The organism is Metabacillus idriensis (assembly GCF_050483325.1).
In the GTDB taxonomy this organism is placed as follows: Bacteria; Bacillota; Bacilli; order Bacillales; family Bacillaceae; genus Bacillus_P; species Bacillus_P idriensis_A.
Genome location: NZ_JBCMYF010000022.1, coordinates 41,385 through 64,684, shown reverse-complemented (window position 1 = coordinate 64,684; position 23,300 = coordinate 41,385). Strand labels below are relative to the sequence as shown.

Genomic DNA, 23,300 nt, shown 5'->3' with positions numbered 1-23,300 from the left:
CTTCCATTTCGCTCTATTTTCCTGCAGGAGTCAAGTTTACCCGCTGCAATCCACTAATGTTTTTAAACATCTAGTCTCGAAGCAACAATGTTTACGATAATAGCCTTTCTAATTAACCATTCATAACACTTTTTTCGTAATCAATTGGAGTGAGCTGAGTTTAAGTAAATCCATTCTTACATTTTTTGTTATGTCCTTATAGGAGCTTGTTTGCTGAAATGCGTCAAACTCAGTGATCTGCTTTGTATTTATCAGCCAATCGCTGTATCTTTGGAACGGATGGGCAATATCTTCCCACACTTCTTGAAGTGTAGGGCTCTGAATTTTAAGCTTCTCTTTATTTGGAGTGAAAAGGTGAGGCCAGTAGTCGCTTCTGGACCCTGTATGAGGCGTATGTTTTGAATAAAGCAAGGCCTCATTAAAGACGGCTGGGTGGAAAAGAGTTTGATAAAGCTCCTTGCCTATTTTGATTCTTGCTGCAGAATTAACAAAGTTTCCTATTTCCGTCCCTGCAAGCGAATATTTAGTATCATAAAAATGCTTTTTATAAGGGAAGACAACCTTTGTAAGTCCGCACTTTTCCTGAACGGCAAATGGGAATGTTTTCAGGATGGAGGATTTTGACACAAGCTGTTTTTCCACATAATTTTGCTCGTTGGTTATTAAGGCAAGGGTAAGGACGTCAGATTGTCTCTTTTTAAAAAACAGCTCCCATATTGGTTTCATAAATCGCGAAACATTTAATGCCGGCAATAAATGAAAAAGAGGCTTTCCTGCTAAAAGGCTTTGTTCGTATAACAGCAGCTGAGGATAGGCATCATGAAAAATAAGGGCGTTTGCGGATTCAAGAAAATGGAAAAGGGCGGCTATTTCTTTTTCAGGGAGAAACTGACCGACAATGCCATTTTTTAAATCGGTCATGCAGTAGCCACCGTTTCTTGACACCATATGGGCAAGAAATGACCAATGTATTTCAGGGTGATTAATATAAAAAGCTAAATAAGCTGCTGTTCTTGTCAGGTTGTTCTTGTTCAGTGCCGCAGTCTGAGCTTTTATTTCCCGTACTGCAAGTCTTTCTTCACCAAACAGTACAAGGGGACTTTTCATTTCCAAAGACTCTGACAGAGTTTTTTCGAGGTTTACTTTTTCTGCATTGGGTAAAAGGACAGGTAATGCTTTTTTCTTAAAAAGCGGGAGGATCTTCATACTAGCCAGCTCCTATATCCGTGCCTCCTACTTACATATGAAAAAGCTGAAACTTTTGTTCTCATGAAACGTAGTAAATAAAGAAAGAGGGATCAATATGTTAAAAAAACTGATCAAATCATTTTTAGGAAAAAAATCACATCGCAGATACAGCAGCAGTGACCGCAGGAACAGACATTACTCAAATCCCGCAAAATATGGCCACAAGCATTATAAGCGGAAATTTGGATCAAGCCGTTTTTCAAGATCATACAGCAGTTAATGGTGAACCTTTTTTTGAAATATGGGGAACGGCCGTTAACACCGGGCAAGACAATTAACCGCCAATATCTCATAAAAAAAGTACTGGGAAAGGGCAGCTATGGCATTACGTATCTTACAAAAGATCTTCATGATCAAAAGTATGCCGTTGTAAAGCAGCTTAGAGCGTATAAAGCTCGTTCTGGCAAAGGAATGCACTCATTTTTGCGGGAGGCAAAGATTCAATCAAGCCTGTGTTATGCTGCTTTTCCCGATTTTTACGAATCTTTTCAATGGGAGAAGAAACATTTTATTTCTATGGAGTATGTTGAAGGCAAGACCTTCGAGGATTTGATATTTATTCAGAAAGAATCATTTGGAGAGAAGGAATCTTTTCATATATTGTTGAAAGTATTAAAGGCTGTAAAGATTCTTCATGACAATGGCATTGTTCACAGAGATCTGAGAATACCAAACATTATCATGAAGAATAATCAGTCCATTCATATTATTGATTTTGGATTAGCAAGAAGGCTGAGTGATTCTAAAGAAGTATGTAAATCAGAAACAAAATACTCCGGGGAAAAGATGCTATTCAGAGAGGTTTCCTATCAAAGCGATTTTTTTGCTTTGGGACATTTCGTGCTTTTTTTATTGTATTCAGGCTATGTTCCTTCTTCGGGAAAAAACAGAAGCTGGGAAGACGAACTTATTTTATCAGCACTAGGCAAAGAAATTATAAAACGGATGCTCAAGCTTCTAAAGCCATATGATTCAATTGATGAGCTTATGGAGGAAGTATTGAAGTGTGCGGATGGGAGAGAGCAGAATGTCATTTTTTAATAAAATTCTTTCAAGTGTCGGAATAGGTGCAGCAAAGGTGGATGCACGTTTAGCTTCTGATAAAATCGTTTTGGGGGAAGAGCTGAAAGGGATCATTCACGTTCAAGGCGGAAACATCGAACAGCAAATCGATGAAATCTACCTGTCTCTTCAAACAACTTATTTAAAAGAATCAGATGATAAGAAATACCACCAGACTGCAACCATTACAAAGGTGAAAATAAATGAACCATTTGTGATCATGGCCAATGAAATTAAAGAAATACCTTTTGCTTTTCCATTGCCAGCCGATACACCGATCACCATTGGCTCATCAAAGGTCTGGCTTGAAACCGGCCTTGATATTAAAGGTGCAGTTGACCCGAGTGATAAAGACTTTTTAGAAGTGGCAGCGCCGCCTCTCGTGCAGACCATCTTCTCCGCACTGAGGGACCTTGGATTTAACTTGAGAAAAGTAGAAAACGAGGCAGCTCCCTATCATTTGCGAAAGAGACTGCCATTCATTCAGGAATTTGAATTCTATCCGACCGCAGGACCATTCCGCGGGAAGCTCGACGAACTTGAGGTCGTTATTTCTAATATAAGTAATCAGGGCGTAGAACTGCTGCTCGAGGTAGATCGCAGGGCCAGAGGACTTGGAGGGTTTTTATCAGAAGCACTTGAAATGGATGAATCACTGGTGAAAGTCATGATCACCAATCCGGATCAGGGATCAATCAAAAGAACGCTTGAAGATGTCATTCAGCGGTATAGTTAACCAAATTGACAGCAGTGAAGAATTTACCACTGCTGTTTTTAATTTGCTATTTTAATTGAAAAGGAGAGGAGAGAGCAATGAAACAAAAATCACCAAAGCTTCCGCTTACGAATAAAGAGAGGGAACAGCTGAGAAAGAACAAAATAAAACGAACAGATATAAAAGAGATGAAACCAGCGGACTTAGCTGATTTAATTGATGTTTCAAATCAACGCGCACGGGAATTGATTGGACATGCTGTCTTTCAGTCTATTCCGTCAGTTGGGCCAAAGCTTGCCCATAATCTGGCTGTGGACCTTTGTCTCACTTCTTTAGATGACGTGAAGAACAGGAGAGGAGAAGAGCTTGTTCACGAACTTGAGAAACTATACGGAGTATGGATGGATCCTTGTGTAGAAGATGTTATGCGATGTGTGGTTCATCATGCTAATCATCCGGAAAGTGATAAAAACTGGTGGGATTTTACTGCGGAGCGCAAAGAATACAGGGAGAGGTTCGGTTACCCTGATGACCGCCCTGTAAAGGCTTGGAACGAGTAAAAAAGCCCTTTTTCATCCTTTTAATCAAAGGTTTCAGCAGGAAATACTGCCCCATTTCAAGAGAACAGACAAAAAAAGAGCAGTCCGAAACGTATAGTATAGAAAGACAATTCATTTCTGACTGAACATGAAACGGTTGTCATGTGCATTATATACTTTTTTTGCATGAAAACTTAAGGAGGATGCAGCCATGATCTACGAAATTGAAATCGGCACAGAAAAAGGGAAGTTATCTTTAGTCACTCTCGGGATAGAGAAAAAAGATGTCATTAAAAGCCTGCAGACTGACCGCTTTTTTATTGGCTACACGCATACAGGCCTTACATTTGGATTAAATGCCGGTGAAATCGTGTCATTTGATATTCAAAAAAGAGAAACGGTCTCAAGCATGCTCGCAGCAGCTCTTACGGAGGAGTACGGAGAAGAAACGGCTGAAAAGTTCCCGTTTTTGTCTTCGACACTATTAGAAACAGTTTAAACTTAGCAGAAATCATGAATCAGAAGATTGATATCGAAACTAGATACATAAAGAGAAACGAAGCGAGCTCCGTGCTTCTTGTAAAAAGGGAAGGGTTGAAAGTGGATATGTGTGAGAATCTTTGGACTAGAAAGTATACAGTATTGGATAAAACGCGGGAACAATTAATCAAGGACCTGGAAATTCAGGCTGCTTATTATCCTTATATAGATGCTGCTAAACAGCGGATTCAGGACACAGGGAAATTTGGACCGGTGCATGATGCTGCAGACCGCTTCCTGCAATATCTGGAGGAAGAATATAAGTCTGTGGAAGCGCAAGCAGCTGAATAGGCGGGAGGGAAGGCGTTTCTATTTTTAGAAACGTCTTTTTATAAGGCTTTTTTAATTGATTGTTGTTCATGCAAAAAAGATCAACAAGCTTTACTTAATAGTCGATAGCAAAAAACACAAAACAAAACGCTGTCTATGTATACAGAACATAAACAGCGTCTTATCTTGAATCAAACATATTCACTTTTTTGTTCTTTCCTTTCTTACTAATAACCATTCGTTGCTTTGAATCAATTGATTTCTTTCAATTAATGTCTTGCACGGATTCGATCAGTTTATTCAAATACTTTTTTGATTTCCCCGCATGCCCTCCATGGTGCGAAAATAGGTTTCACGGGCTATTTTCATCTGCATCATGTTCTTAGCTTAGCATGCTTCGCTCACCGTCGTCATTGGAATCATCCCCTCAGTCAGATTTCCGTTTTCCCGCATATCCACACATCTCAAAATCAGTTTTCACAGGCTGATTTTTTGCCAGATGTGATTCTGATATGCTTCGCTTACCGTCGTCATTGGAATCACGCCTTCCTATGAGTGAGTAAATTCATCTTAACAAAAACTTTACAATAACTAAACATTCAGAATAATCTGTTTAAGGTGAAATAAAGCGATTACAACTGCTTAATCTCCCAATTCCTCTGTTTTTCGTAGTTTTTTATTATTTTCATACTTTGAGATCTCCAGATTGAGAGCAAATAGATAATATGATTTAAATAAAGTATGTTCTAAATAATCAATTTAGCAAAGGTAAGCCTCGCACACAATGAGCAGAAGCAATAAAACAGCTCACGTTCTGTTATCAAGTCCGCTGCAAAATTTAAAAGGACACCTAAAATTCATCAGTGTCATCACTGAACAATTCATTGCTAATACGTATAAAGGTTGATAAAATTAACTTATAATTCAGAATTCAATGGAGGTTTTCCATGCCGACAGAAGCTGCTGTACGTCCCTTTACAGAAAGTGATATTGGTAAAACGGCTTTATCAGAAAGCTTTAAAATTGATCTTCGCACCTATACGGAGGAAGAAAAAGATGAGTTTTTTTCAGCGAATCTGGTGCGGGATTGGTCGCTCCTTTCGTGGAAGGACGTTGGAAAACCATATGAAGTCAAAACATATGCAAAAGATCGCAAGGACTGGGAAAACGAAAATCAAAAAGCCATGCCCGTTCACACATCATGGCAGTACTTTAATAAATCCTTTCATGAATGGTTTGTAAAAGATGTACCTGCAGAAATGAATGCATTAAACGATGAACTGATGAAAAGCTTTGCCTCATTCCGTCCGGCTGAGGTGAAGGAAGTTCTCGGTAAATCAATGAAGCTCAGGCTTTGGAATTATATTCACCGCATTGAAGATGGCATCTGGGATCCCCGGGGGAAAAGAGCTATGTTTGAGGGACTGCATGTTTCAAGGCCAAGAATTCTTTTTTTAGGGGCTGCAGAAGGGTATGAAGCCATGCAGCTTGCTGCCATGTATCCAGGCGGTGAGATTGTCATGGTGGACTATGATCCTTTTTGCCGGGACGGCCGGTTTGCCGAATTTCCTGAGCATTATCCATTTTTGGGTGAAAATCCTGTGACAGGCGCCCCAAAAGTTTGGTATAAGAAGGATTTTCATATCACTTATTTAGTTGATGACATTCGGAATCTGCCTTTTGGCAAGGAGTTCGATATCGTGATCAGTGTAGGGATGATTGAACATTTTCCGGATGAGCAAAAACCAGAATCAATTGATTGGCACAGAAAGTTTTTAAAAGATGGAGGATATGCGATATTAACAACTCCGCGAGCTCAGCTGAAGTCAAAATTATATTATCAAATAATGGCTGATGTCATGAACCATACGTACAGGGAATTAATGACGATTCAGCAAATGGGGCTGTATGTTTATGAAAACGGTTTTGATATCCTGAGACACGGTTTTATTAAAGTTCATAATGGCATAATTGCCAGACCGCGCTAAAGTAAAGGTCTATTGCCTATTTGAAAATGACCGCCATGCTTTCTTTTAGGAATACCTGTAATAGAAGGAAAGAGTCTGTCTTTTTTTAAGGGCGGGGAACATTTAACGCATGATTTCAGTTTTAATGGAAATTCGATTGAAAGGGCTGATTTATCAGCCTTTTTTTAGTGAATATTAAGACCATTATGAAAATAAGGCATAACCTTTTCTTTTACAGCGGCCATCTATAAAATAAGAGATGAGTTTAAAATCTGCCTTAAGGTGTGGTACATATTTTTATTGTTTTTGTTGTAATGGGACTGCTGATTGGAGTTTTATCCGGATTTTTTGGTGTTGGCGGCGGCTTTATTTTAACGCCTGTCCTGCTGCTTTTGAATATTGAACCAATCACTGCCATAACAATCAGTTTATTATATACAATCGGAACATCTCTTTCTGGTATGTTTGCGCATCTTAAAATGAAAAACGTCAGATGGAAAGAAGCTTTCATTATGGGGATAAGCGGAATGGCAGCAACACAGGCCGCCAATCCTTTCGTTTTTTTCTTAAATCAGCATGGTTATGATGATGCTGTGATTCCGCTGTCATATATTCTCCTGTTGAGTTATTTTGGCTGGAGCATGCTATTTAAGAAAAAGACGAAGAATCCTAAAGGAAAGCCAATTAAGAAATGGGCAATTGTTCTTTTGATTCTTACAGGAGCACTTGGGGGCTTTATTTCAACACTGCTTGGTGTAGGCGGAGGGTTTATCATCGTTCCGCTGCTGATTTCGTTATCCGGTTTTCATCCTAAGGACGCAATCGGGACAAGTCTTCTCAGTGTTTTATTTATTGTCAGCATAGGCTTTATTACGTATTTTATAAAATCTCCGATTGATTTATCTACTGGCGCTTTCCTGATTGCAGGAGGTCTTGCAGGTGCACAGGCCGGAGCTTATATGACAGACAAATTTGACCATGCAGAAATGAAATTGCTTCTGGGGCTGCTGTATTTTTTCACAGCAGTAAGCGTTGGAATGAAACTGATCAGGTTTGAGGTATTGGGAATGGTCATTCTGTTTATATTTTTAGGGTTATTATATATAAAAATGGCAGCATCCGTTATCACCAGCCGAAAAAAAATCCGTTCTAATTGAGCGGATTTTTTTACATTAGCTTGATTTGTTTTCTGATTTCTAATCAAACCTTTCCTTCACAACAACACCATCTACAGCTAGTCTTTTTACGTTCCTGTAATCATATTTATTGTGTATGCCCCAAATATACAAAGTCAGCTTCGCCCGTTTGGCCTGCTGATAAACATAAAGATTCAGGCATCGTTTATGCAGAGTGATAAAATCAATTTCATGACCCAGTCCGTTTAACTGATGATAGGGAATTGGAGAGGATATGACGAGGCCTTTGTTTATTTGCGGCAGCAAGATGTTTAAAAGCATAATACTTTTTAGTTCAGTGGATTGTATAGAGAGCAAAGAAAACTCGCGGGGAGAGTAGGCGTTTAAAATCGAATCAGTTAAAACTTTTTCAATGCCGGGATATAAAGAGGGGCGTTTTAAATCAATCAGCAGATGATGCTGATTCTTATATTTTATAAAGACCTCATCCAGCGTTGGGATTTGCTCACCTTTAAACGATTCGTTATACCACAGGCCAGCATCAAGATTCTTTATCTCTTTCAGCGTCAGATCTGCTACTTTTTCATCAAGACCTGCTGTTCTCTTGAGGGAGAGGTCGTGCATCACAATCAAATGTTTGTCCTTGCTCATTTGAACATCAAGCTCAATCATATCAAAACCTTCACGTGCGGCCCTATCAAATGCTGTCATTGTATTTTCTGGAGCCTGTGATGACAGTCCTCTGTGTGCAATCAGGAGATTTCCGCCTGAGGCTTGTGATCCATCCGCCAGAGAAAAATGTACAATAATAATATAAGAAAGAAAAAAGATGAGGGTCCCGAGATATCTCAGTTAAATCACCCTTTCTGACTGAAACTGAGTCTTTTACCCTACTATATGCCATTAATGTACAAAGCGTTTGTATGAATGTTTCTGCGGCTTTTTGAAACCATAAAAGAGTAACAACTTTTTAAAAAAAGGAGGAACTTGTATGGCGCATAAACATCAAAATAGTGCTGAGCAAAAGGCAAAAAAACAGTCTGATAAGCATCAGGAAGAATATTCGGCTGAGATTGCCCATAAAGCAAAGCCTGCTCCTGGACATAAAGAACAAAAAAAACATAAAAAAATCTAGGGATGCAGCGGGGGAGGAGAACCATTGAAAAATATAGCTCTTTTTCTTTTTCTTTTTCTATTTTTCGCTGTACTTTACCGGATAGATGGCGTTCAGATGCTGGATAATTCGGTTGTAAGAGGTGCAGAAGAATTTCGCACAGAGGCTTTTACGGCTTTATTTATTACCATCAGTGATATTGGTTCAATAAAAGTGGAATATCCTCTCATGATTATCGCATCTGTTTTCCTTTTATTTTTCAGAAAATTTTTGCCTGTTATCTTTTTATGGGGCACATTTTATTCCACTCGCTTTATTAATATTGAGCTGAAGGATTTTTTTCACCGCGAAAGACCATCGTTTGATGCCGTTATCCATGCCGCGCATTACAGCTTTCCAAGCGGTCATGCGATGAATTCAACGGCATTTTATGGTTTTCTTTGCTATATAATTCTTGAGGGCACGTCTTTAAATGAACGCAAAAGTAAATGGCTGATCAGTATGACAGCTATACTGGTCGGCGTTATCGGAACAAGCAGGATCTATCTTGGCGTTCATTACTTAATTGACATTTTAGCGGGGTTTTCTGCAGGGATGGTATGGCTTCTTATCCTGATAAAAATGTATGAAATAATAAATGCTAAAATAAAAAAATCAAGGCCAGTTACTAAGTAAAGGAAGCAGATTGGGATAAAACAAGGGGCTGGAAGAAAATAAACAAGATTCCCCTCAAATGAAGAAGGCTGCGATTTCAGATCGCTGCCTTTTTACGTTTAAAGGTTGTGGCCGGGCCCATTTTTTCGTTTAGCTGAAGTTTCTTCTTTGCCGTGTGCATTTTCTTCTGCTTCAATTGCTTCAGGCGGTATGTGATTGTTCTTTTTCTGACCATTGATACGATTGCGGTGTTTTTTGCCCAAATGTAATCCCTCCTTGTCCATTCTATTTTTTACATAACGAGCGATTTTCACTACAGTAAATAAATTTCATGTATAAGATGCCGGATAAATCGGAAATGTAGAAGGAGATATGATTTTTTAGCGCAGATTATGGTATATTGAAAAAGCACCTTTTTATACATATAACTGGAGGTATGAACAATGAGTGTTCACATAGGAGCAAAACCAAATGAAATCGCAGAATCCATTTTATTGCCTGGAGATCCGCTACGTGCTAAATATATAGCAGAAACGTTTTTAGAAGATGCAGTATGCTATAACGAAGTACGCGGCATGCTCGGATATACTGGAACTTATAAAGGGCATCGCATCTCTGTACAGGGTACGGGAATGGGTGTTCCATCCATCGCCATTTATGTTAATGAACTTATGCAAAGCTATAATGTTCAAAAATTAATCCGCGTTGGAACATGCGGTGCGATTCAGCAGGATGTAAAAGTAAGAGACGTGATTCTGGCAATGAGTGCATCAACTGATTCTCAAATGAACAGAATGACTTTCGGCGGTGTTGATTATGCACCGACAGCAGATTTTGAATTGCTGAAGCATGCATACGATGCCGGAACAGAAAAAGGGTTAAAATTAAAAGTAGGCAACGTCTTTACAGCAGATATGTTCTATAATGACAATTCTGAGCTTGAAAAATGGGCGAAATACGGTGTACTTGCAATCGAAATGGAATCAGCTGCGCTATATACGCTTGCAGCTAAGTTCGGCCGCCAGGCTTTATCTGTACTAACAGTAAGCGATCACATTTTAACAGGCGAAGAAACAACTTCTGAAGAACGTCAAACGACGTTTAATGAGATGATGGAAATTGCTTTAGAGGCAGCAATTAAATAAAATATTAAAAAACGATGTTGAACAGGGAACCGATAGTCAGTTTTTTCTGAAGATTACTCTCAACAGCGTTTAAGTAAGAGCAAAAAAGAAGCGCACGAAAATTTTTTCGTGCGTTTTCTCTATTTTTCGACAAGATCTGCCACAATTGACAGATATAGTTTTTCTCATTTTAGGCAATAGTGATAAAATGAAAGCATGAAAGACATACAGGCAGGTAGGGTGAACTAATTTTGAACTTTAAAAAAGCAACTGTAACGACGATTATTCCAATGGCGTTTTTCCTTTCGGCATGTTCAGGAATTCAGCTGTCAAAGGATCTTAATCCATTTGAAGAAGGCCAATCTGAAACTCAGCAGGAAAATCAGAAGCCAGTAGAAGAACCTAAAGAGGAAACGGCACAATTTCAATTAGAAGAGCAATTCTTCAACCAGATTCAAGAAGTTAATGGAAAGCCGACCATTAAGAATCCCGAAAATCGAATGGTGCTCGTAAATAAGGAATACTCTCTTCCTTCAACATATGAGCCTGCTGACCTTGTGTCTCCAAAGGTTGAGTTTTCTTTTGGAGATACGGAAGTTCCTCAGCGTTACATTCGCAAAGAAGCTGCCGCTGCGCTTGAGAAGATGTTTGCACAGGCAACAAAAGAAGGCATTGAGCTATTTGCTGTATCCGGCTATAGATCATATGAACGCCAAACTGGTATTCTAAATGTTGAGAAAGCTCGAAAAGGTGATGAAGCGGCACTTGAAACAGTCGCACTTCCGGGTCAAAGCGAGCATCAGACAGGACTTGCCATGGATGTGACAAGCAAAAGCGCAGGTATGGACATCACCGAAAAATTCGGAGATACGCCTGAAGGGAAATGGGTGAAAGAGAATGCCCATAGATTCGGCTTTATTATCCGCTATCAAAAAGGAAAAGAAGACATTACTCAGTTTGCATACGAACCTTGGCATTTACGCTATGTAGGAGTAAATGAAGCGGCTGAAATGTATAAAAACGATCTGACGCTCGAAGAATTTTTTGATAAAGTGAAGAAAATATAATGAATCATCCTGATCTTGATCTGTTGAGGCATGATCTGGATGTGATCTTCATCGGGTTTAATCCGAGTTTGTATTCCGCAGAAGTTATGCACCATTATGCAAGTAAAAGCAATCGTTTTTGGAAAATTCTTTATCAGGCAGGAATAACGGACAGGCTTTATAGGCCCAGTGAAGATACAGCTCTGCTTGAAAAAGGATTTGGTTTTACAAATATCGTTCACCGGCCAACAAAAGCTGCTGCTGAAATAACAGCTGAAGAATATCGGACAGGCAAAAAAGAGCTCTTAAACAAGCTTTTGTTCTATCAGCCTAAAATAGCCTGCTTTGTCGGTAAAGGTGTTTATTTATCGTACAGCGGAAAAAAGAAGGCAGATTGGGGCCTCCAGCCTGAATCGACTGCACGTGGCGTTGCGGAATTCACAGCTCCATCTTCAAGCGGTCTGGTAAGAATGAAGCAGGATGAAATTGTCGCCATCTACAAGGATTTAACAAAACTTCTAAAAGAAAAGCAGGTTCTCAAATAATGAGAACCTGCTTTTTTGTCATAGAATTTCTACCAAAAAAGCAAACCGCCTAAAACGATGCCTGTTACAAACGCAAGCCCGATTCCATACGGGGCTCCATAGCCGTATCCGCCGCCGTAGAAGCCAATGCCGTAACCGCCGCGTCCGCGTCCTCCCATGGGCTGGATGTAGACCTTTTGTCTAGAAACATTCGTGATTCTGCCAACATGCTGATTTCCAAATCGGTCACTGATGCGGACAACCTTTCCATGATACTGACAGCAAAGGTTATAATAATTTTGAGACAAATTTTTTTCCTCCCTTCAACCTGCTTCTTCATAAACTATGAAAAAAAGGAAAGAAGGGTTTGTACGAATACCCCGATTGGTTCTATTTCATACACCTGAAAATGCGGAATTGAACAGCATGATGATAGTCTTCCCGCAATTTTTCATGCTCAGCAAGCAAATCAAAGTACACGGAATCCAGATTTTCTGACATATCAAACTCTGTTGTTGGTTCATCTTCTTCTATTATATAGTCATTTTCTGTGCGCACTTCAATCGTTTGAAAACCTGCTGTTTGAAATTCTGTTATCCATTCCTGTTCATTATATAGATGATGAAATCCGTAAAATGACTGGATTTTCCCCGTTAATTTGCGGTCTGGCTGGTCTGATCTAGTTACTTCAATCGAAAGCAGAACGCCGTTATCCTTCAGCACACGATTCAATTCTTTCAATGACTCAGCAGAATTTGTAAAGCTTAATACAGACTCACAAAATATGAAATCAAATCGATTGTCCTCAAATGGAAGCTTCTCTAATGATCCTTGAACAAGGCAAGTATCTTCTTTTAACCTGTTTTTGGCCTTTAATAGCATAATGGGATCTATATCTAAACCAGTCACATCGTAATTCAGCGCTTTCAGAAACTGCATCGTTTGGCCTGTGCCGCAGCCGGCATCAAGAATGGATGCAGATTCAGGAATCATTTCAAGTTCGATAATCTCTTTTGTCAGCATAAAGCCGCCGGGATGGGCGCCTCCAACTCCTAGCTGTGCAAGTAAATCAAGATAGCGGGGCATTTGCATGAACTCCTTTCAACCTAAATTATGCTGATTCTGCCTATCAGGTGAAGCGGGATTCTCGAATTTGCCCGAAATCTTAACAGGTAAGGGAGATAATAAATACAGGAAGAATGGTTTTCGCCTAATAGTAAATACTGTTTGAGGGTACCTGTGATCCACTGGATTTATCACAGCGAAGAATATGATTAAAGTATAAAGGCTGTTGATGCGGAAATACCTTTATCTGTACCCATCTCCGGCAGCTAAAACCAGTGTCAGAACGATTTCGCCTTTGTTCTTGACGTTTCTGTGTTCGTTACTCATAATGATTACATAATGAGGGTGGTGTTAATTTGTTTAAAAATAATAATGTGAAATTTCTGTTTGCAATCCTATTAACTGCCATCATTAGCGCAGGTATTACGTTTGCGGTCGTTCAGAAAGACAGCGGCCTGAGTCAGGCAGAGGGGAAAAGCGATGACCCCTTTGAAAAGCTTTATTCTACATACGACACGCTAAAAGGCGAATTTTATCAGGATACAAATCAGGAAAAACTTGTAGACGGTGCAATCAAAGGAATGCTTCAATCTTTGGATGACCCATATTCAACTTATATGGACCAAGAGGAAGCAAAGGGTTTCAATGAGAATATTTCATCTTCTTTTGAAGGTATTGGTGCTGAGGTTCAGGAATCTGACGGGAAAATTATGATTGTGTCCCCAATTAAAGGTTCACCGGCTGAAAAAGCAGGATTAAAGCCCAAGGACAAGATTTTGAAAGTTGATGACAAAAGCGTTGAAGGCATGACAGTAAACGAAGCAGTGATGCTGATTCGCGGAGAAAAAGGCTCAAAGGTTCAGCTGGTAATTGAACGTGACGGTGTTGGTGAGCTCGATTTTAATCTCACAAGAGATACCATTCCATTGGAAACCGTTTATACAGAGGTAGAAAACGGAATAGGCAAGGTCCAGATTACGAAGTTTTCAGAGACAACCGGTAAAGAACTTGCTGATGCTTTAAACGAACTGAATGAGCAGGAAGTTAAGGGACTTGTGCTTGATTTAAGACAAAATCCAGGCGGTTTGCTTGATCAGGCGATTGCAATGAGTGATATTTTTGTCCCTAAAGGAAAAACCATCATGCAAATCGAAAACAAAGATGGTTCAAAAGAAGTTCAAAAATCACAAAATGATTCAGCAGTGAATGTTCCAGTTGTTATTGTAGTAGATAATGGAACCGCAAGTGCTGCTGAAATTATGGCAGGTGCTTTGCATCAATCAGCCGGCATTCCAATAGTCGGAGAAAAAACGTTTGGAAAAGGGACGATCCAGACAGCAAAAAGCTTTGAAGACGGATCCTCAATTAAATATACAATTGCAAAATGGCTGACACCAGACGGATCTTGGATCCATAAAAAAGGAATCGAACCGCAGCATAAAGCTTCACTGCCGGCATACGCCAATCTCCCATATTTAAACCCGGAAAAAGAATTAAAGCAGGGAGATTCATCTGCTGAAGTGAAAGTTGCTCAGCAGATGCTGCAGGCATTAGGATACAAAAATGTAAAAACAGACGGTTTTTACGAAGAAACAACAAAACAAGCTGTCACAGAATTTCAGACAAAAAACAGTTTGAAAACGAGTGGAACGATCAGCGGCGAAACAACAATCAAAATGCTTGAAACGCTGCAGGCCCAGCTAAAAGAAAATGATACCCAGATGGAAGAAGCCATCAAAGTATTGAATGAACAAATGTAGAGAACAGGTTTTAATAGGGGCTGTCCATAAAGTCATTTTTACTGACTTTTTGGACAGCCTCTTCTTTTGGGTTCTTGCTCCATCAAAAGTGTTTAGCACTGAAGAGAGTAGCGCCATTTTTTAAGTTTTGATCTGAAAGAAGTGGAAGCACTAGGGAGAGTGGCGCCATTTTTTTAGATTTGACCCGTAAGAAGTGGCAGTACTAAGAAGAGTGGCGCCATTTTTTTAGATTTTGATCCGTAAGAAGAGGCAGCACTAAGGAGAGTGGCGCCATTTTTTTAGATTTTGATCCGTAAGAAGAGGCAGCACTAAGGAGAGTGGCGCCATTTTTTTAGATTTGATCCGTAAGAAGAGGCAGCACTAAGGTGAGTGGCGCCATTTTTTATATTTCGACCCGTAAGAAGTGGCAGCACTAAAGAGAGTGGCGCCATTTTTTTAGATTTGATCCGTAAGAAGAGGCAGCACTAAGGAGAGTGGCGCCAGATTTAAAGTTTTGAACCGTTAGAATTGTCTGCACTAAGAAGAATGATAAAGCTATAAACTGTTGCTTCATTTTTTAAATTTATTGAATAGCCATTTTTCCATATTAAGGAGTTTTTTCTTATCAAAGAAGGGTATAGTAATAATGGAAAATTAACTTGTTATGAGTTGACTTTAAATTTGGGACAACTTATAATTAACTTGAATTCGAGATATATTGATTAAAGATAGTTGATTTCAAAAAAATACATTGCATGAGGAGAGATCGGAATGTCAAATGTAAAATTAGCAGTCATTTATTACAGTTCTACGGGCACGAACCACAAGCTTGCAGCTTGGGCTGAAGCAGGTGCAAAAGAAGCTGGTGCAGAAGTAAAAGTACTTAAAGTTCCTGAACTTGCCCCACAATCTGCGATTGATTCAAATCCTGCCTGGAAAGCACACCTTGAAGCAACGAAAGATGTTCCTGAAGTAACTTTAAATGACCTTGAATGGGCAGATGCCATTATTTTCAGCGTCCCGACTCGATTTGGCAATGTTCCTGCACAAATGAAACAGTTTCTTGATACTACCGGAGGCTTGTGGTTCCAAGGGAAACTTGCGAATAAAGTAGTGAGTGCGATGGCTTCTGCAAGCAATCCGCACGGCGGACAGGAAGCAACTATTTTAAGCTTGTACACAACGATGTATCACTGGGGAGCGATTGTAGCAGCACCAGGCTACACGGATCAGTCTCTATTTGAAGCAGGGGGAAATCCTTACGGTACCTCTGTCACAGCGGATCAGGACGGAAATTTAAAAGAAAATGTTGAAGCAGCAGTCAAGCATCAGGCTAAACGGACAGTCACGATTGCAGAATCCATTAAAAAAGGCATGCAATAAATAGAAAAGCGGAAGCGCCCGTTTAGCTCAGACAGACAGATAAGAATCCGGCGGAAAAGTCCGGGTTTGACTTCTTTGCTGAATTTGTTCTGGCCGAGGATTTTTGCGGTGGAGCTAGACATTGAAGCGCAACATTTTTTATTAGATTATTTTTAAAAAAGAGGTTTGGCTAACAAGCCAAACCTTTTGATTTCTATACAGGAGTGATTAAGCATGAAACATATTTTTGAAAAAGGCAGAAATCGAAACCGGACATTACTGCTGCTGCATGGAACAGGAGGGGATGAAAATGATCTCATTCCGCTCGCTAAGCATATCGATGCAGAAGCAAATATATTAAGTGTTAGAGGAAACGTACTTGAGCACGGAATGCCCCGCTTCTTTAAAAGATTGGCTGAAGGCGTATTTGATGAAGAGGATCTGATTTTCCGTACAGGTGAATTACATGACTTTTTAACGGAAGCGGCTGAAAAGTATTCATTTGATCGATCGGAACTGGTTGCAGTAGGCTATTCAAACGGTGCCAATATCGCAGGAAGTCTGCTTTTCCATTACGAAAATTCTTTGAAGTCTGCCATTCTTCATCATCCAATGGTTCCTAGAAGAAATATCGATATTCCATCTTTAAACGGAACACCAATTTTTATCGGAGCAGGCATGAACGATCCGATTTGTCTGCCTCAGGAAACACATGATCTTGCGGATATCCTGAAAGCGGCGGGTGGGGAAGTCGTCATCCACTGGGAAAATCACGGACATCAGCTCACTTCATCAGAAGTAGAAGCTGCATCTGCCTGGTATATTGAGAACTTAAAGTAAACTGCAGTAATACGGAAACAGTTAGCTAATTAAGAATACGATTAACAGTTTAACGCGAAAAGACTCGTCATCGATTTTTATGACGAGTCTTTTCGTATGGCTGTTTTCGCATAGATTGTTGTTTTTCATTATAAATGTTGCCCGTTCCTTTCCGCGGCCCGCCTGGAGCTTCATCGGCGTTGCCTGTTCGGTCTCCGGATTTGCTCGATTACCCGCAGGAGTAAAATTTGATCGAACATCGGTGATTAATATTGTACAAGCAAATATTAATCATTATCTTCGGTATATGTATGTTTGCTATTAATAAGTTTTTGTAAATCTTCTCGATAAAATACATCTTTTAATTCTTGTATTTTAAATGGGATTAAAGGTGAAAGATAGGGAACACCTATTGATTTAAGGCTCACCATATAAATGATTAGAACTGTTGTAGCAATGATTATACCGTTAAACCCCAAAAAATTAGAAATAAGCAAAAAGGATATTCTTAAAGTAGCATCAGCTCCCACTAGTCCTCTATTAGCCCCTAAGAAACTAGAAAGTGCTGTTATCCCTACAACGATTAGACTGACTGGATGGATTAATTTTGCCGTAACCGCTGTTTCGCCAATTACTATAGTTCCAATTAAAGAGACCAAAATGACCGCACTTTTAGGAAGACGAAATGAAACATCTACTAACATCTTTATTAAAAATAAGAGAATGGAAATTTCCCAAAAAGTCGGCAATAGCTCATCCTTAGAAATGATTGCTTTTGAAATGTTGTTTGATAAATCATCTTTATGAAAATTTGCTGTCGCAATATAAACGCCGGGCAGATATACTCCTAATAATAAGGCGATAAATCGCATGATCCGATTAGCAGATCTCCCCATTGATATATGATAGTCATCAGGTGCCTGAATAAAATCAACAAATAAAGCAGGGGCTATTATGGCGAAAGGATACCCATCAACAATAACGACTACTCTTCCTTCAAATAAGGAAGATACTACCCCGTCAATTCGTTCTGAATGTCTTACACGAGGAAAAAAAGACTTAGGTTTTCCTTCTAACACATCCTCCAAAACTCTTTCACTAAGGACATACTTTACGGGTAAACTTTTTAGTCTCTTTTTAACTTCTTTTAATATTCCGTTATCAACAATCCCATCTAAATATAATATAGAAGCAGACGTTGGTGAAATCGAGCCAACTTCTATTGTTTCTACACATAAATCGGGAGTTTTTAATGAACTTCTTATCAAATTAATATTTGTTTTCAGTTTTTCTGTTAATCCAATTTGAGGACCCCTTGCTGAGCGTTCTCCTATTGAAGCTTCGATGCTTCTTTCCGCCCACTTAGGGGATGGGATAATTATTCCTTTTTGATACCCGTTAATTAGCAAAACGGTATTTCCTTGTACGATGGCATCTGTCAATTCTTTATATTGGGCTGTGGTTTTCACATCTGCTGTTTCAATAATTCTTTCAAGTATCTGATCAATTGGGGATTCGTTAAAACCTACAGTCTTGAATGGTTCTAATAAAGGTTTGATCACATGTTCCTGTATAAGATCTAAATCGATAATTCCATCTAGATAAACAACATCGATTTCGAAAGAACCTTCGAAGTCCGCTTTCATCTTTCTTACTATAAGGTCAGAAGTATCGTGAAAGGAATTCTTTATATTTTTGATGTTTTTATTAAGGCATTTTTGAATTTCTATAGTAGACATCCTTCTTCCTCCCTTAAAGATAGTATTAGGAAATGTCAAAATACTATACTTTTTACTGTACCTGCACCGTTCGAAAAGGGGATAAAGCTTCTTTTGGTGCTTTAAATTTATTGCCTTAGTGTTTACATTTACTTTAATCACAGCAACTAGCTCCTGATGGAAAAAACATAAAATCTAATTCATACCAGTAAAATAAAATCCATAAATGCATATTAATTGATCTGTTGATTCTTAAGCGATTTAGTTTTGAAAAATTAGTCATATCAAGGGAATAAAAAAGACCAATCGATTGTCGATTGGTCTCTTTTATTCTTGCTAATTGCGGTTTTTGCATCTTAATTTGGATACCTTAGGTGTCCATTTCCACCTCCCAGCTCCTCGGCCAGAACGTCTCCGTCAGTAAAGGCAAAAAGCGCCTTTTCTGGCGAAGTCTTATCTGTCTGTCGGAGCTAAACAGGGCGGTTCCGCTTTTCGGGTTACTGAGCAGTATACCCGCCATCAAGCAATACGGCTTGGCCTGTTACTCCTTTAGCTTTTTCGCTTGCAAGGAAGACAGCGTAGTCAGCAATTTCATCAACTGACAAGAGACGCTTTTGCGGAACGAGAGGGTAGATGACTTCTTCAAGCACTTTTTCCAGGTCGACATTTCTTGTTTTGGCGAGATCCTGTAATTGGTTTCGTACTAGCGGTGTGTCAACGTAGCCAGGGCATAGGGCATTAACAGTAATACCGTCAGCTGCTCCTTCTAATGCTGAAACCTTTGTTAACCCGATGACGCCGTGTTTAGCAGAGTTATATGCTGCTTTTCCTGCAAAGCCAATGACGCCATTGATGGAAGCCATATTGATAATTCGGCCGTATTTTTGTTTTTTCATGTGTGGAAATACATGTTTTGTAGCAAGGAATGGTGCTGTCAGCATGATCTTAATTAAAAGTTCGAATTTTTCTGTCGGGAATTCTTCAATAGGAGAAACATACTGAAGGCCGGCATTATTAATCAAGATATGAAATTCTCCAAAATGGGCGATCGTATCATCAATTGCTTTTTTGATTTCTTCTTCACTTGTTACGTCGCATTTCAGTCCGAGTGTTTCATAGCCTTTTTGTGCTAGCTGGTCAGCCGCTTTTTTTACGCCTTCTTCATTTACATCAGTAAGGACAACTTTTGCTCCATTTTCTGCAAATCGTTCACCTACTTCATAACCAATACCTTGTGCTGCCCCAGTAATAAAAACAACTTTATCTTTTAACATAATAAAATTCTCCTTTTCATTTTACTAAATGCCAAGTGATGCGAGGACAATGGCTGAAATGACGGCAATGATCGGAATGATCAAACCGACTACAGCAACGTCTAAGTATGTTTGTTTATGTTTTAGTCCCGTTACGGCAAGAAGGGTGAGCAGAGCCCCGTTATGCGGAAGAATCGATGCCCCTGAGGCAACAGCTGCTACACGATGGAAGGCTTCCGGTGAGATTCCTGTGCTTTTGGCAAGCTCCATATATTGACCTCCGAGCGCTTCTAATGCAATCCCCATACCCCCTGAAGCTGATCCTGTGATGCTTGCCAAAAGCTGAACGGCAATCGCTTCTGAGATAAGGGGGTTTCCCTTAACACCCAATATTAAATCTGTGAGCTGTTCAAAACTTGGCACAGCCGTTACAACCGCTCCAAATCCAACAGCTGCACTCGTATTGACAATCGCCATAACAGATCCTGCTGCACCGCCATTTATCGATTTGATGAACGTTTTAAACTTGTTCATGCTGAAGAGCATAATAGAGAGGATTCCAATAACCAGAGCCAGCAGAATATCAAGTTTGAACACATTCAAAACGACAACAACAACGACTAAGGGGATGATTGACAAATAGGCATTAGGCAAAGTTGAAGGATCGATGTCCTTTACTTCATCTCCGCCTTTAGGCTCAGTGAATTTTTCGCCTTTGCTATGTAATTTCTTTCCTCGCCATGCGAGATAAAAGTAGCCGCCGACGGCCATAATCAATCCTGAAACAATGCCCATGATGGGTCCGGCAGTGGGAGTCGTTCCAAAATAGTCCGTTGGAATAATATTTTGGATCTGCGGAGTACCGGGAAGTGCCGTCATTGTAAATGTAAAAGCACCAAGTACTATTGTAGCTGGAATCAAGTTGCGCGATACATCTGCAGACCTGAATAGGGCAATTGCAAGAGGATAGATCGCAAATACAACGACGAATAAGCTTACTCCGCCATATGTTAAAACAGCTGCACCAGCAAGAACACCCAGAACCGCACGTTTTTTTCCGATAAACTGGGTAATCTTAAATGCAACCGATTGCGCCATTCCCGTTTCTTCCATCAGTTTTCCGAAGATTGCTCCAAGAAGGAAGATTGGAAACCATTTCAGAGTGAATTCCACAAATCCTGTCATATACGTTTCTGTATAAGCCGGAAGGAGTTCAATCCCCTCAAGAGCTGCTACAATTAGAGCAATTAGAGGGGCAATCCAGATGATGGACCAGCCCAGATAGGCAAGTGCCATCAGTAAAACCAAACCGATAATGATGTTTATCATGCTGCTTTTAGCTCCTTTAGTAAATTTACCTAGGGTTAATTTCCCCTAAAGAAACCAAATAAAACAAAAACCGGCAAAGTTTTTCCTTTGCCGGAGTGAAATTACAAGAATGTGCTCAATTCATCGATGCTGATGCGAGAGCTTTGATGAGCAGGTTTTGCCGCTTTTCCAATTGAGATAAGCATAACTGGGACAAAACGATCTTCAATTTTAAATGTTTCAGATAATTGCTGAGCATTAAAACCGCCGATAGCACAAGTATCGTAGCCTTTAGCTTTAGCTGTTAGCATTAGCTGCATAGCTGCAAGTGATGCATTGCTGAAAGCTGCATCGCGGGCGTATACAGGATTTTGATAAGCGCCATTGATTTGGCCTGCAAGTGTGTCTTTGATTTCTTCTTTCATAAATCCTGCTTCTACAAGCGGATTATATACTTGGTCTGTATTTTTGTTTGCTTCAAGATCCCCTAAAATAGCAACTACTGCTGAAGCTTCAGTAATTTGGCTTTGGTTATAAGCAATAGGAAGAAGTCTTTCTTTAGACTCGTCACTGTGGAAAACCATGAAATTCCAGTGCTGCAGGTTCCATGCAGATGGAGCCTTGCCTGTAAATTCAAGAATTTCTTTGAGTTCATCCTTGCTTATTTTTGCAGATGGATCATATTTGCGCACAGAGCTCCGTTCAGACATAATAGATAAGATACTTTCAGTAGTAGCTGTTGACATTGTGAAAACCTCCATTGTTGAATATCGTTTATAAATAAGGTATAATATACAAAAAGTGACAGACTAACTTTTCGTAAGTTAAATGATTGACTTTTGTTATCATAAAATGATTAAGATTATATGTCAAGAAAAAGACGGTAAAGGAGATTCAGGATGGAATCTAATTTATGTCCCAAAATGGAAAAAGCATTCGGGTTTTTAGGGAAAAGATGGACGGGCTTAATCATCCATGTCATGTTAGACGGACCTAAGCGGTTTAAAGATTTAACAGATACCATTCCTAGTATTAGCCAAAAAATGCTTGTTGAACGATTGAAAGAATTGGAATCAGCCGGTATTGTACAGCGGGTTGTCATTCCTGATACACCAGTTAAGGTTACGTATCAGCTGACTGAAATGGGCCACTCATTAGAAAAAGTGATGATAGAAGTGAAAGAATGGGCAGATCGCTATTGCTTTGAGGAGGGGAAAATGGAATGAAACGGACAGTCCTTATCACAGGCGGCGCAAACGGAATAGGCGAAGAATTGGTCAGGCAGTATGCTGCAGCCGGTGATTCCGTTATATTTGCAGATATCGATGCAAAAAAGGGTAAAAGCATTGAAAGCAGCACTGAAAATGCACATTTTGTGCAAACAGATGTAAAAAATGTTCAGGAAATTGAACATTTGATAAAAGAAGCTGTGCGTTTGACTGGAACCATCGATATCTTAATAAATAATGCAGGTGTATCCGGATTTAAATCTCCTTATGAGCTTACTTTAGAGGATTGGGATCATGTCATAAACACAAATTTAAGAAGCACATTCTTTTGTTCAAAAGAAGCAGCAAAAGTGATGAGAAAGAATCCTGCCGGCGGTTTTATTGTCAATATCGCTTCAACACGGGCTTCAATGTCAGAACCGGGAACAGAGGCATATGCCGCAACGAAAGGCGGAATCGTTGCGCTTACCCATTCGCTTGCCGTTTCCTTTAGCGAAGACCTGATTAAGGTAAACAGCATTTCGCCTGGATGGATCGAAACTAAGGATTACGAGAACCTAAGACAAATCGATCACGATCAGCACCTTTCAAAACGGGTTGGGAAGCCTGCTGATATTGCCAAAGCATGTTTTTATTTAACAGATCCTGAAAATGATTTTGTAACAGGTACGGATATAGTAGTTGACGGCGGCATGACAAGAAAGATGATATATGAACATTAAGGACTGCAGATGTGCAGTCTTTTTTTGTCTGGCTCTTTTCGTAAATATTGCTGCTTTCCGACTAGATGTTTATAACCATTCGTGTATCTACGCAAGAGGAACGTTGACTCCTGCTGGAAAACAGAAAAATGGAGACCCCGCTGGCA

At 39.7% G+C, this 23,300-nt stretch carries 27 protein-coding genes; 18 read left to right on the top strand and 9 right to left on the bottom strand.

All coding sequences use genetic code 11. The annotated features are described in order from the left end of the window. Nucleotides 1-120: 120 nt before the first annotated feature. Nucleotides 121-1,206 (bottom strand): DUF2515 family protein, encoded by a 1,086-nt coding sequence (locus ABEQ24_RS13535; RefSeq protein ID WP_430007277.1) that lies wholly within the window; start codon nt 1,204-1,206, stop codon nt 121-123. Nucleotides 1,207-1,303: 97 nt separating this feature from the next. Here ABEQ24_RS13535 and ABEQ24_RS13530 point away from each other — a divergent pair, with 97 nt between their 5' ends. The 8 genes from ABEQ24_RS13530 to ABEQ24_RS13495 all read left to right on the top strand — a co-directional run bounded on the left by ABEQ24_RS13530 (nt 1,304) and on the right by ABEQ24_RS13495 (nt 7,498). Continuing rightward, nucleotides 1,304-1,468, top strand: coding sequence for a hypothetical protein (locus tag ABEQ24_RS13530; RefSeq protein ID WP_430007276.1), 165 nt, complete (start codon nt 1,304-1,306; stop codon nt 1,466-1,468). A gap of 14 nt (nt 1,469-1,482) precedes the next feature. Next, a complete protein-coding gene (locus ABEQ24_RS13525) occupies nt 1,483-2,289 on the top strand; it encodes a serine/threonine protein kinase (protein ID WP_430007275.1) in 807 nt (268 codons plus the stop codon). Further along, entirely contained in the window at nt 2,276-3,046 is a 771-nt protein-coding gene (locus tag ABEQ24_RS13520) for a sporulation protein (protein ID WP_430007274.1), read from the top strand. Before ABEQ24_RS13525 ends, ABEQ24_RS13520 begins: the two co-directional genes overlap by 14 nt. 77 nt (nt 3,047-3,123) lie before the next feature. Beyond that, nucleotides 3,124-3,585, top strand: coding sequence for a helix-hairpin-helix domain-containing protein (locus ABEQ24_RS13515; protein ID WP_430007273.1), 462 nt, complete (start codon nt 3,124-3,126; stop codon nt 3,583-3,585). A gap of 190 nt (nt 3,586-3,775) precedes the next feature. After that, nucleotides 3,776-4,063 (top strand): hypothetical protein, encoded by a 288-nt coding sequence (locus tag ABEQ24_RS13510; protein WP_430007272.1) that lies wholly within the window; start codon nt 3,776-3,778, stop codon nt 4,061-4,063. A 14-nt stretch (nt 4,064-4,077) separates the two neighbouring features. Then, nucleotides 4,078-4,395 carry a hypothetical protein gene (locus ABEQ24_RS13505; protein ID WP_430007271.1) on the top strand — a complete coding sequence of 106 codons (318 nt, stop codon included), beginning with the start codon at nt 4,078-4,080 and terminating at the stop codon, nt 4,393-4,395. Between the two features lie 926 nt (nt 4,396-5,321). Beyond that, nucleotides 5,322-6,362 (top strand): class I SAM-dependent methyltransferase, encoded by a 1,041-nt coding sequence (locus tag ABEQ24_RS13500; RefSeq protein WP_430007270.1) that lies wholly within the window; start codon nt 5,322-5,324, stop codon nt 6,360-6,362. Nucleotides 6,363-6,625: 263 nt separating this feature from the next. After that, the gene (locus ABEQ24_RS13495) at nt 6,626-7,498 is read left to right on the top strand and encodes a sulfite exporter TauE/SafE family protein (protein WP_430007269.1); all 873 of its coding nucleotides are present in this window, start codon (nt 6,626-6,628) and stop codon (nt 7,496-7,498) included. A gap of 39 nt (nt 7,499-7,537) precedes the next feature. Here ABEQ24_RS13495 and ABEQ24_RS13490 read toward each other — a convergent pair whose 3' ends face one another. Next, nucleotides 7,538-8,215, bottom strand: coding sequence for a glycerophosphodiester phosphodiesterase (locus ABEQ24_RS13490; RefSeq protein WP_430007281.1), 678 nt, complete (start codon nt 8,213-8,215; stop codon nt 7,538-7,540). A gap of 253 nt (nt 8,216-8,468) precedes the next feature. Here ABEQ24_RS13490 and ABEQ24_RS13485 point away from each other — a divergent pair, with 253 nt between their 5' ends. Together ABEQ24_RS13485 and ABEQ24_RS13480 are read left to right on the top strand one after the other, a co-directional pair. Beyond that, complete coding sequence (locus ABEQ24_RS13485; RefSeq protein ID WP_430007268.1) at nt 8,469-8,612, top strand: hypothetical protein; 144 nt, start codon at nt 8,469-8,471, stop codon at nt 8,610-8,612. A 24-nt stretch (nt 8,613-8,636) separates the two neighbouring features. Continuing rightward, on the top strand, nt 8,637-9,266 hold the full coding sequence (locus tag ABEQ24_RS13480) for a phosphatase PAP2 family protein (RefSeq protein WP_430007267.1): 630 nt from the start codon (nt 8,637-8,639) through the stop codon (nt 9,264-9,266). Nucleotides 9,267-9,364: 98 nt separating this feature from the next. Here the strand turns inward: ABEQ24_RS13480 and ABEQ24_RS13475 are convergent, their stop codons facing one another. Then, nucleotides 9,365-9,508 carry a hypothetical protein gene (locus tag ABEQ24_RS13475; RefSeq protein WP_165970898.1) on the bottom strand — a complete coding sequence of 48 codons (144 nt, stop codon included), beginning with the start codon at nt 9,506-9,508 and terminating at the stop codon, nt 9,365-9,367. Between the two features lie 180 nt (nt 9,509-9,688). Here ABEQ24_RS13475 and deoD point away from each other — a divergent pair, with 180 nt between their 5' ends. The 3 genes from deoD (at nt 9,689) to ABEQ24_RS13460 (ending at nt 11,960) form a co-directional block, all read left to right on the top strand. Further along, nucleotides 9,689-10,390, top strand: coding sequence for a purine-nucleoside phosphorylase (gene deoD, locus ABEQ24_RS13470; protein ID WP_430007266.1), 702 nt, complete (start codon nt 9,689-9,691; stop codon nt 10,388-10,390). A 269-nt stretch (nt 10,391-10,659) separates the two neighbouring features. Next, nucleotides 10,660-11,436, top strand: a complete 777-nt coding sequence (locus ABEQ24_RS13465; RefSeq protein WP_430007280.1) for a M15 family metallopeptidase — start codon at nt 10,660-10,662, stop codon at nt 11,434-11,436. Continuing rightward, nucleotides 11,436-11,960: a mismatch-specific DNA-glycosylase gene (locus ABEQ24_RS13460; RefSeq protein WP_430007265.1), complete on the top strand. Its 525-nt coding sequence runs from the start codon at nt 11,436-11,438 to the stop codon at nt 11,958-11,960. The genes ABEQ24_RS13465 and ABEQ24_RS13460 overlap by 1 nt, the downstream gene beginning before the upstream one ends. 29 nt (nt 11,961-11,989) lie before the next feature. Here the strand turns inward: ABEQ24_RS13460 and ABEQ24_RS13455 are convergent, their stop codons facing one another. Together ABEQ24_RS13455 and ABEQ24_RS13450 are read right to left on the bottom strand one after the other, a co-directional pair. Continuing rightward, on the bottom strand, nt 11,990-12,247 hold the full coding sequence (locus ABEQ24_RS13455) for a hypothetical protein (protein ID WP_430007264.1): 258 nt from the start codon (nt 12,245-12,247) through the stop codon (nt 11,990-11,992). A gap of 82 nt (nt 12,248-12,329) precedes the next feature. Next, entirely contained in the window at nt 12,330-13,025 is a 696-nt protein-coding gene (locus tag ABEQ24_RS13450) for a class I SAM-dependent methyltransferase (protein ID WP_430007263.1), read from the bottom strand. Nucleotides 13,026-13,360: 335 nt separating this feature from the next. Between ABEQ24_RS13450 and ABEQ24_RS13445 the strand changes: the two genes are divergently transcribed. The 3 genes from ABEQ24_RS13445 to ABEQ24_RS13435 all read left to right on the top strand — a co-directional run bounded on the left by ABEQ24_RS13445 (nt 13,361) and on the right by ABEQ24_RS13435 (nt 16,945). Then, nucleotides 13,361-14,764, top strand: coding sequence for a S41 family peptidase (locus ABEQ24_RS13445; RefSeq protein WP_430007262.1), 1,404 nt, complete (start codon nt 13,361-13,363; stop codon nt 14,762-14,764). Nucleotides 14,765-15,514: 750 nt separating this feature from the next. Further along, the gene (wrbA, locus tag ABEQ24_RS13440; RefSeq protein WP_430007261.1) at nt 15,515-16,126 is read left to right on the top strand and encodes an NAD(P)H:quinone oxidoreductase; all 612 of its coding nucleotides are present in this window, start codon (nt 15,515-15,517) and stop codon (nt 16,124-16,126) included. A gap of 213 nt (nt 16,127-16,339) precedes the next feature. Next, the gene (locus tag ABEQ24_RS13435; protein WP_430007260.1) at nt 16,340-16,945 is read left to right on the top strand and encodes an alpha/beta hydrolase; all 606 of its coding nucleotides are present in this window, start codon (nt 16,340-16,342) and stop codon (nt 16,943-16,945) included. 266 nt (nt 16,946-17,211) lie between these two features. On the opposite strand, the gene ABEQ24_RS13430 is transcribed toward ABEQ24_RS13435, so the two are convergent. The 4 genes from ABEQ24_RS13430 to ABEQ24_RS13415 all read right to left on the bottom strand — a co-directional run bounded on the left by ABEQ24_RS13430 (nt 17,212) and on the right by ABEQ24_RS13415 (nt 21,949). Next, nucleotides 17,212-18,663 (bottom strand): spore germination protein, encoded by a 1,452-nt coding sequence (locus ABEQ24_RS13430; RefSeq protein ID WP_430007259.1) that lies wholly within the window; start codon nt 18,661-18,663, stop codon nt 17,212-17,214. Between the two features lie 476 nt (nt 18,664-19,139). Beyond that, nucleotides 19,140-19,916 carry a 3-hydroxybutyrate dehydrogenase gene (locus ABEQ24_RS13425; protein ID WP_070875947.1) on the bottom strand — a complete coding sequence of 259 codons (777 nt, stop codon included), beginning with the start codon at nt 19,914-19,916 and terminating at the stop codon, nt 19,140-19,142. A 24-nt stretch (nt 19,917-19,940) separates the two neighbouring features. Then, complete coding sequence (locus tag ABEQ24_RS13420) at nt 19,941-21,224, bottom strand: GntP family permease (RefSeq protein ID WP_430007258.1); 1,284 nt, start codon at nt 21,222-21,224, stop codon at nt 19,941-19,943. A gap of 101 nt (nt 21,225-21,325) precedes the next feature. Then, nucleotides 21,326-21,949: a nitroreductase family protein gene (locus ABEQ24_RS13415; RefSeq protein WP_430007257.1), complete on the bottom strand. Its 624-nt coding sequence runs from the start codon at nt 21,947-21,949 to the stop codon at nt 21,326-21,328. A 153-nt stretch (nt 21,950-22,102) separates the two neighbouring features. On the opposite strand from ABEQ24_RS13415, the gene ABEQ24_RS13410 reads away from it, so the two are divergent. Both ABEQ24_RS13410 and ABEQ24_RS13405 read left to right on the top strand, forming a co-directional pair. Continuing rightward, nucleotides 22,103-22,429 carry a winged helix-turn-helix transcriptional regulator gene (locus tag ABEQ24_RS13410; protein ID WP_430007256.1) on the top strand — a complete coding sequence of 109 codons (327 nt, stop codon included), beginning with the start codon at nt 22,103-22,105 and terminating at the stop codon, nt 22,427-22,429. Then, nucleotides 22,426-23,154, top strand: a complete 729-nt coding sequence (locus ABEQ24_RS13405) for an SDR family NAD(P)-dependent oxidoreductase (protein ID WP_430007255.1) — start codon at nt 22,426-22,428, stop codon at nt 23,152-23,154. The genes ABEQ24_RS13410 and ABEQ24_RS13405 overlap by 4 nt, the downstream gene beginning before the upstream one ends. Nucleotides 23,155-23,300 lie beyond the last annotated feature (146 nt).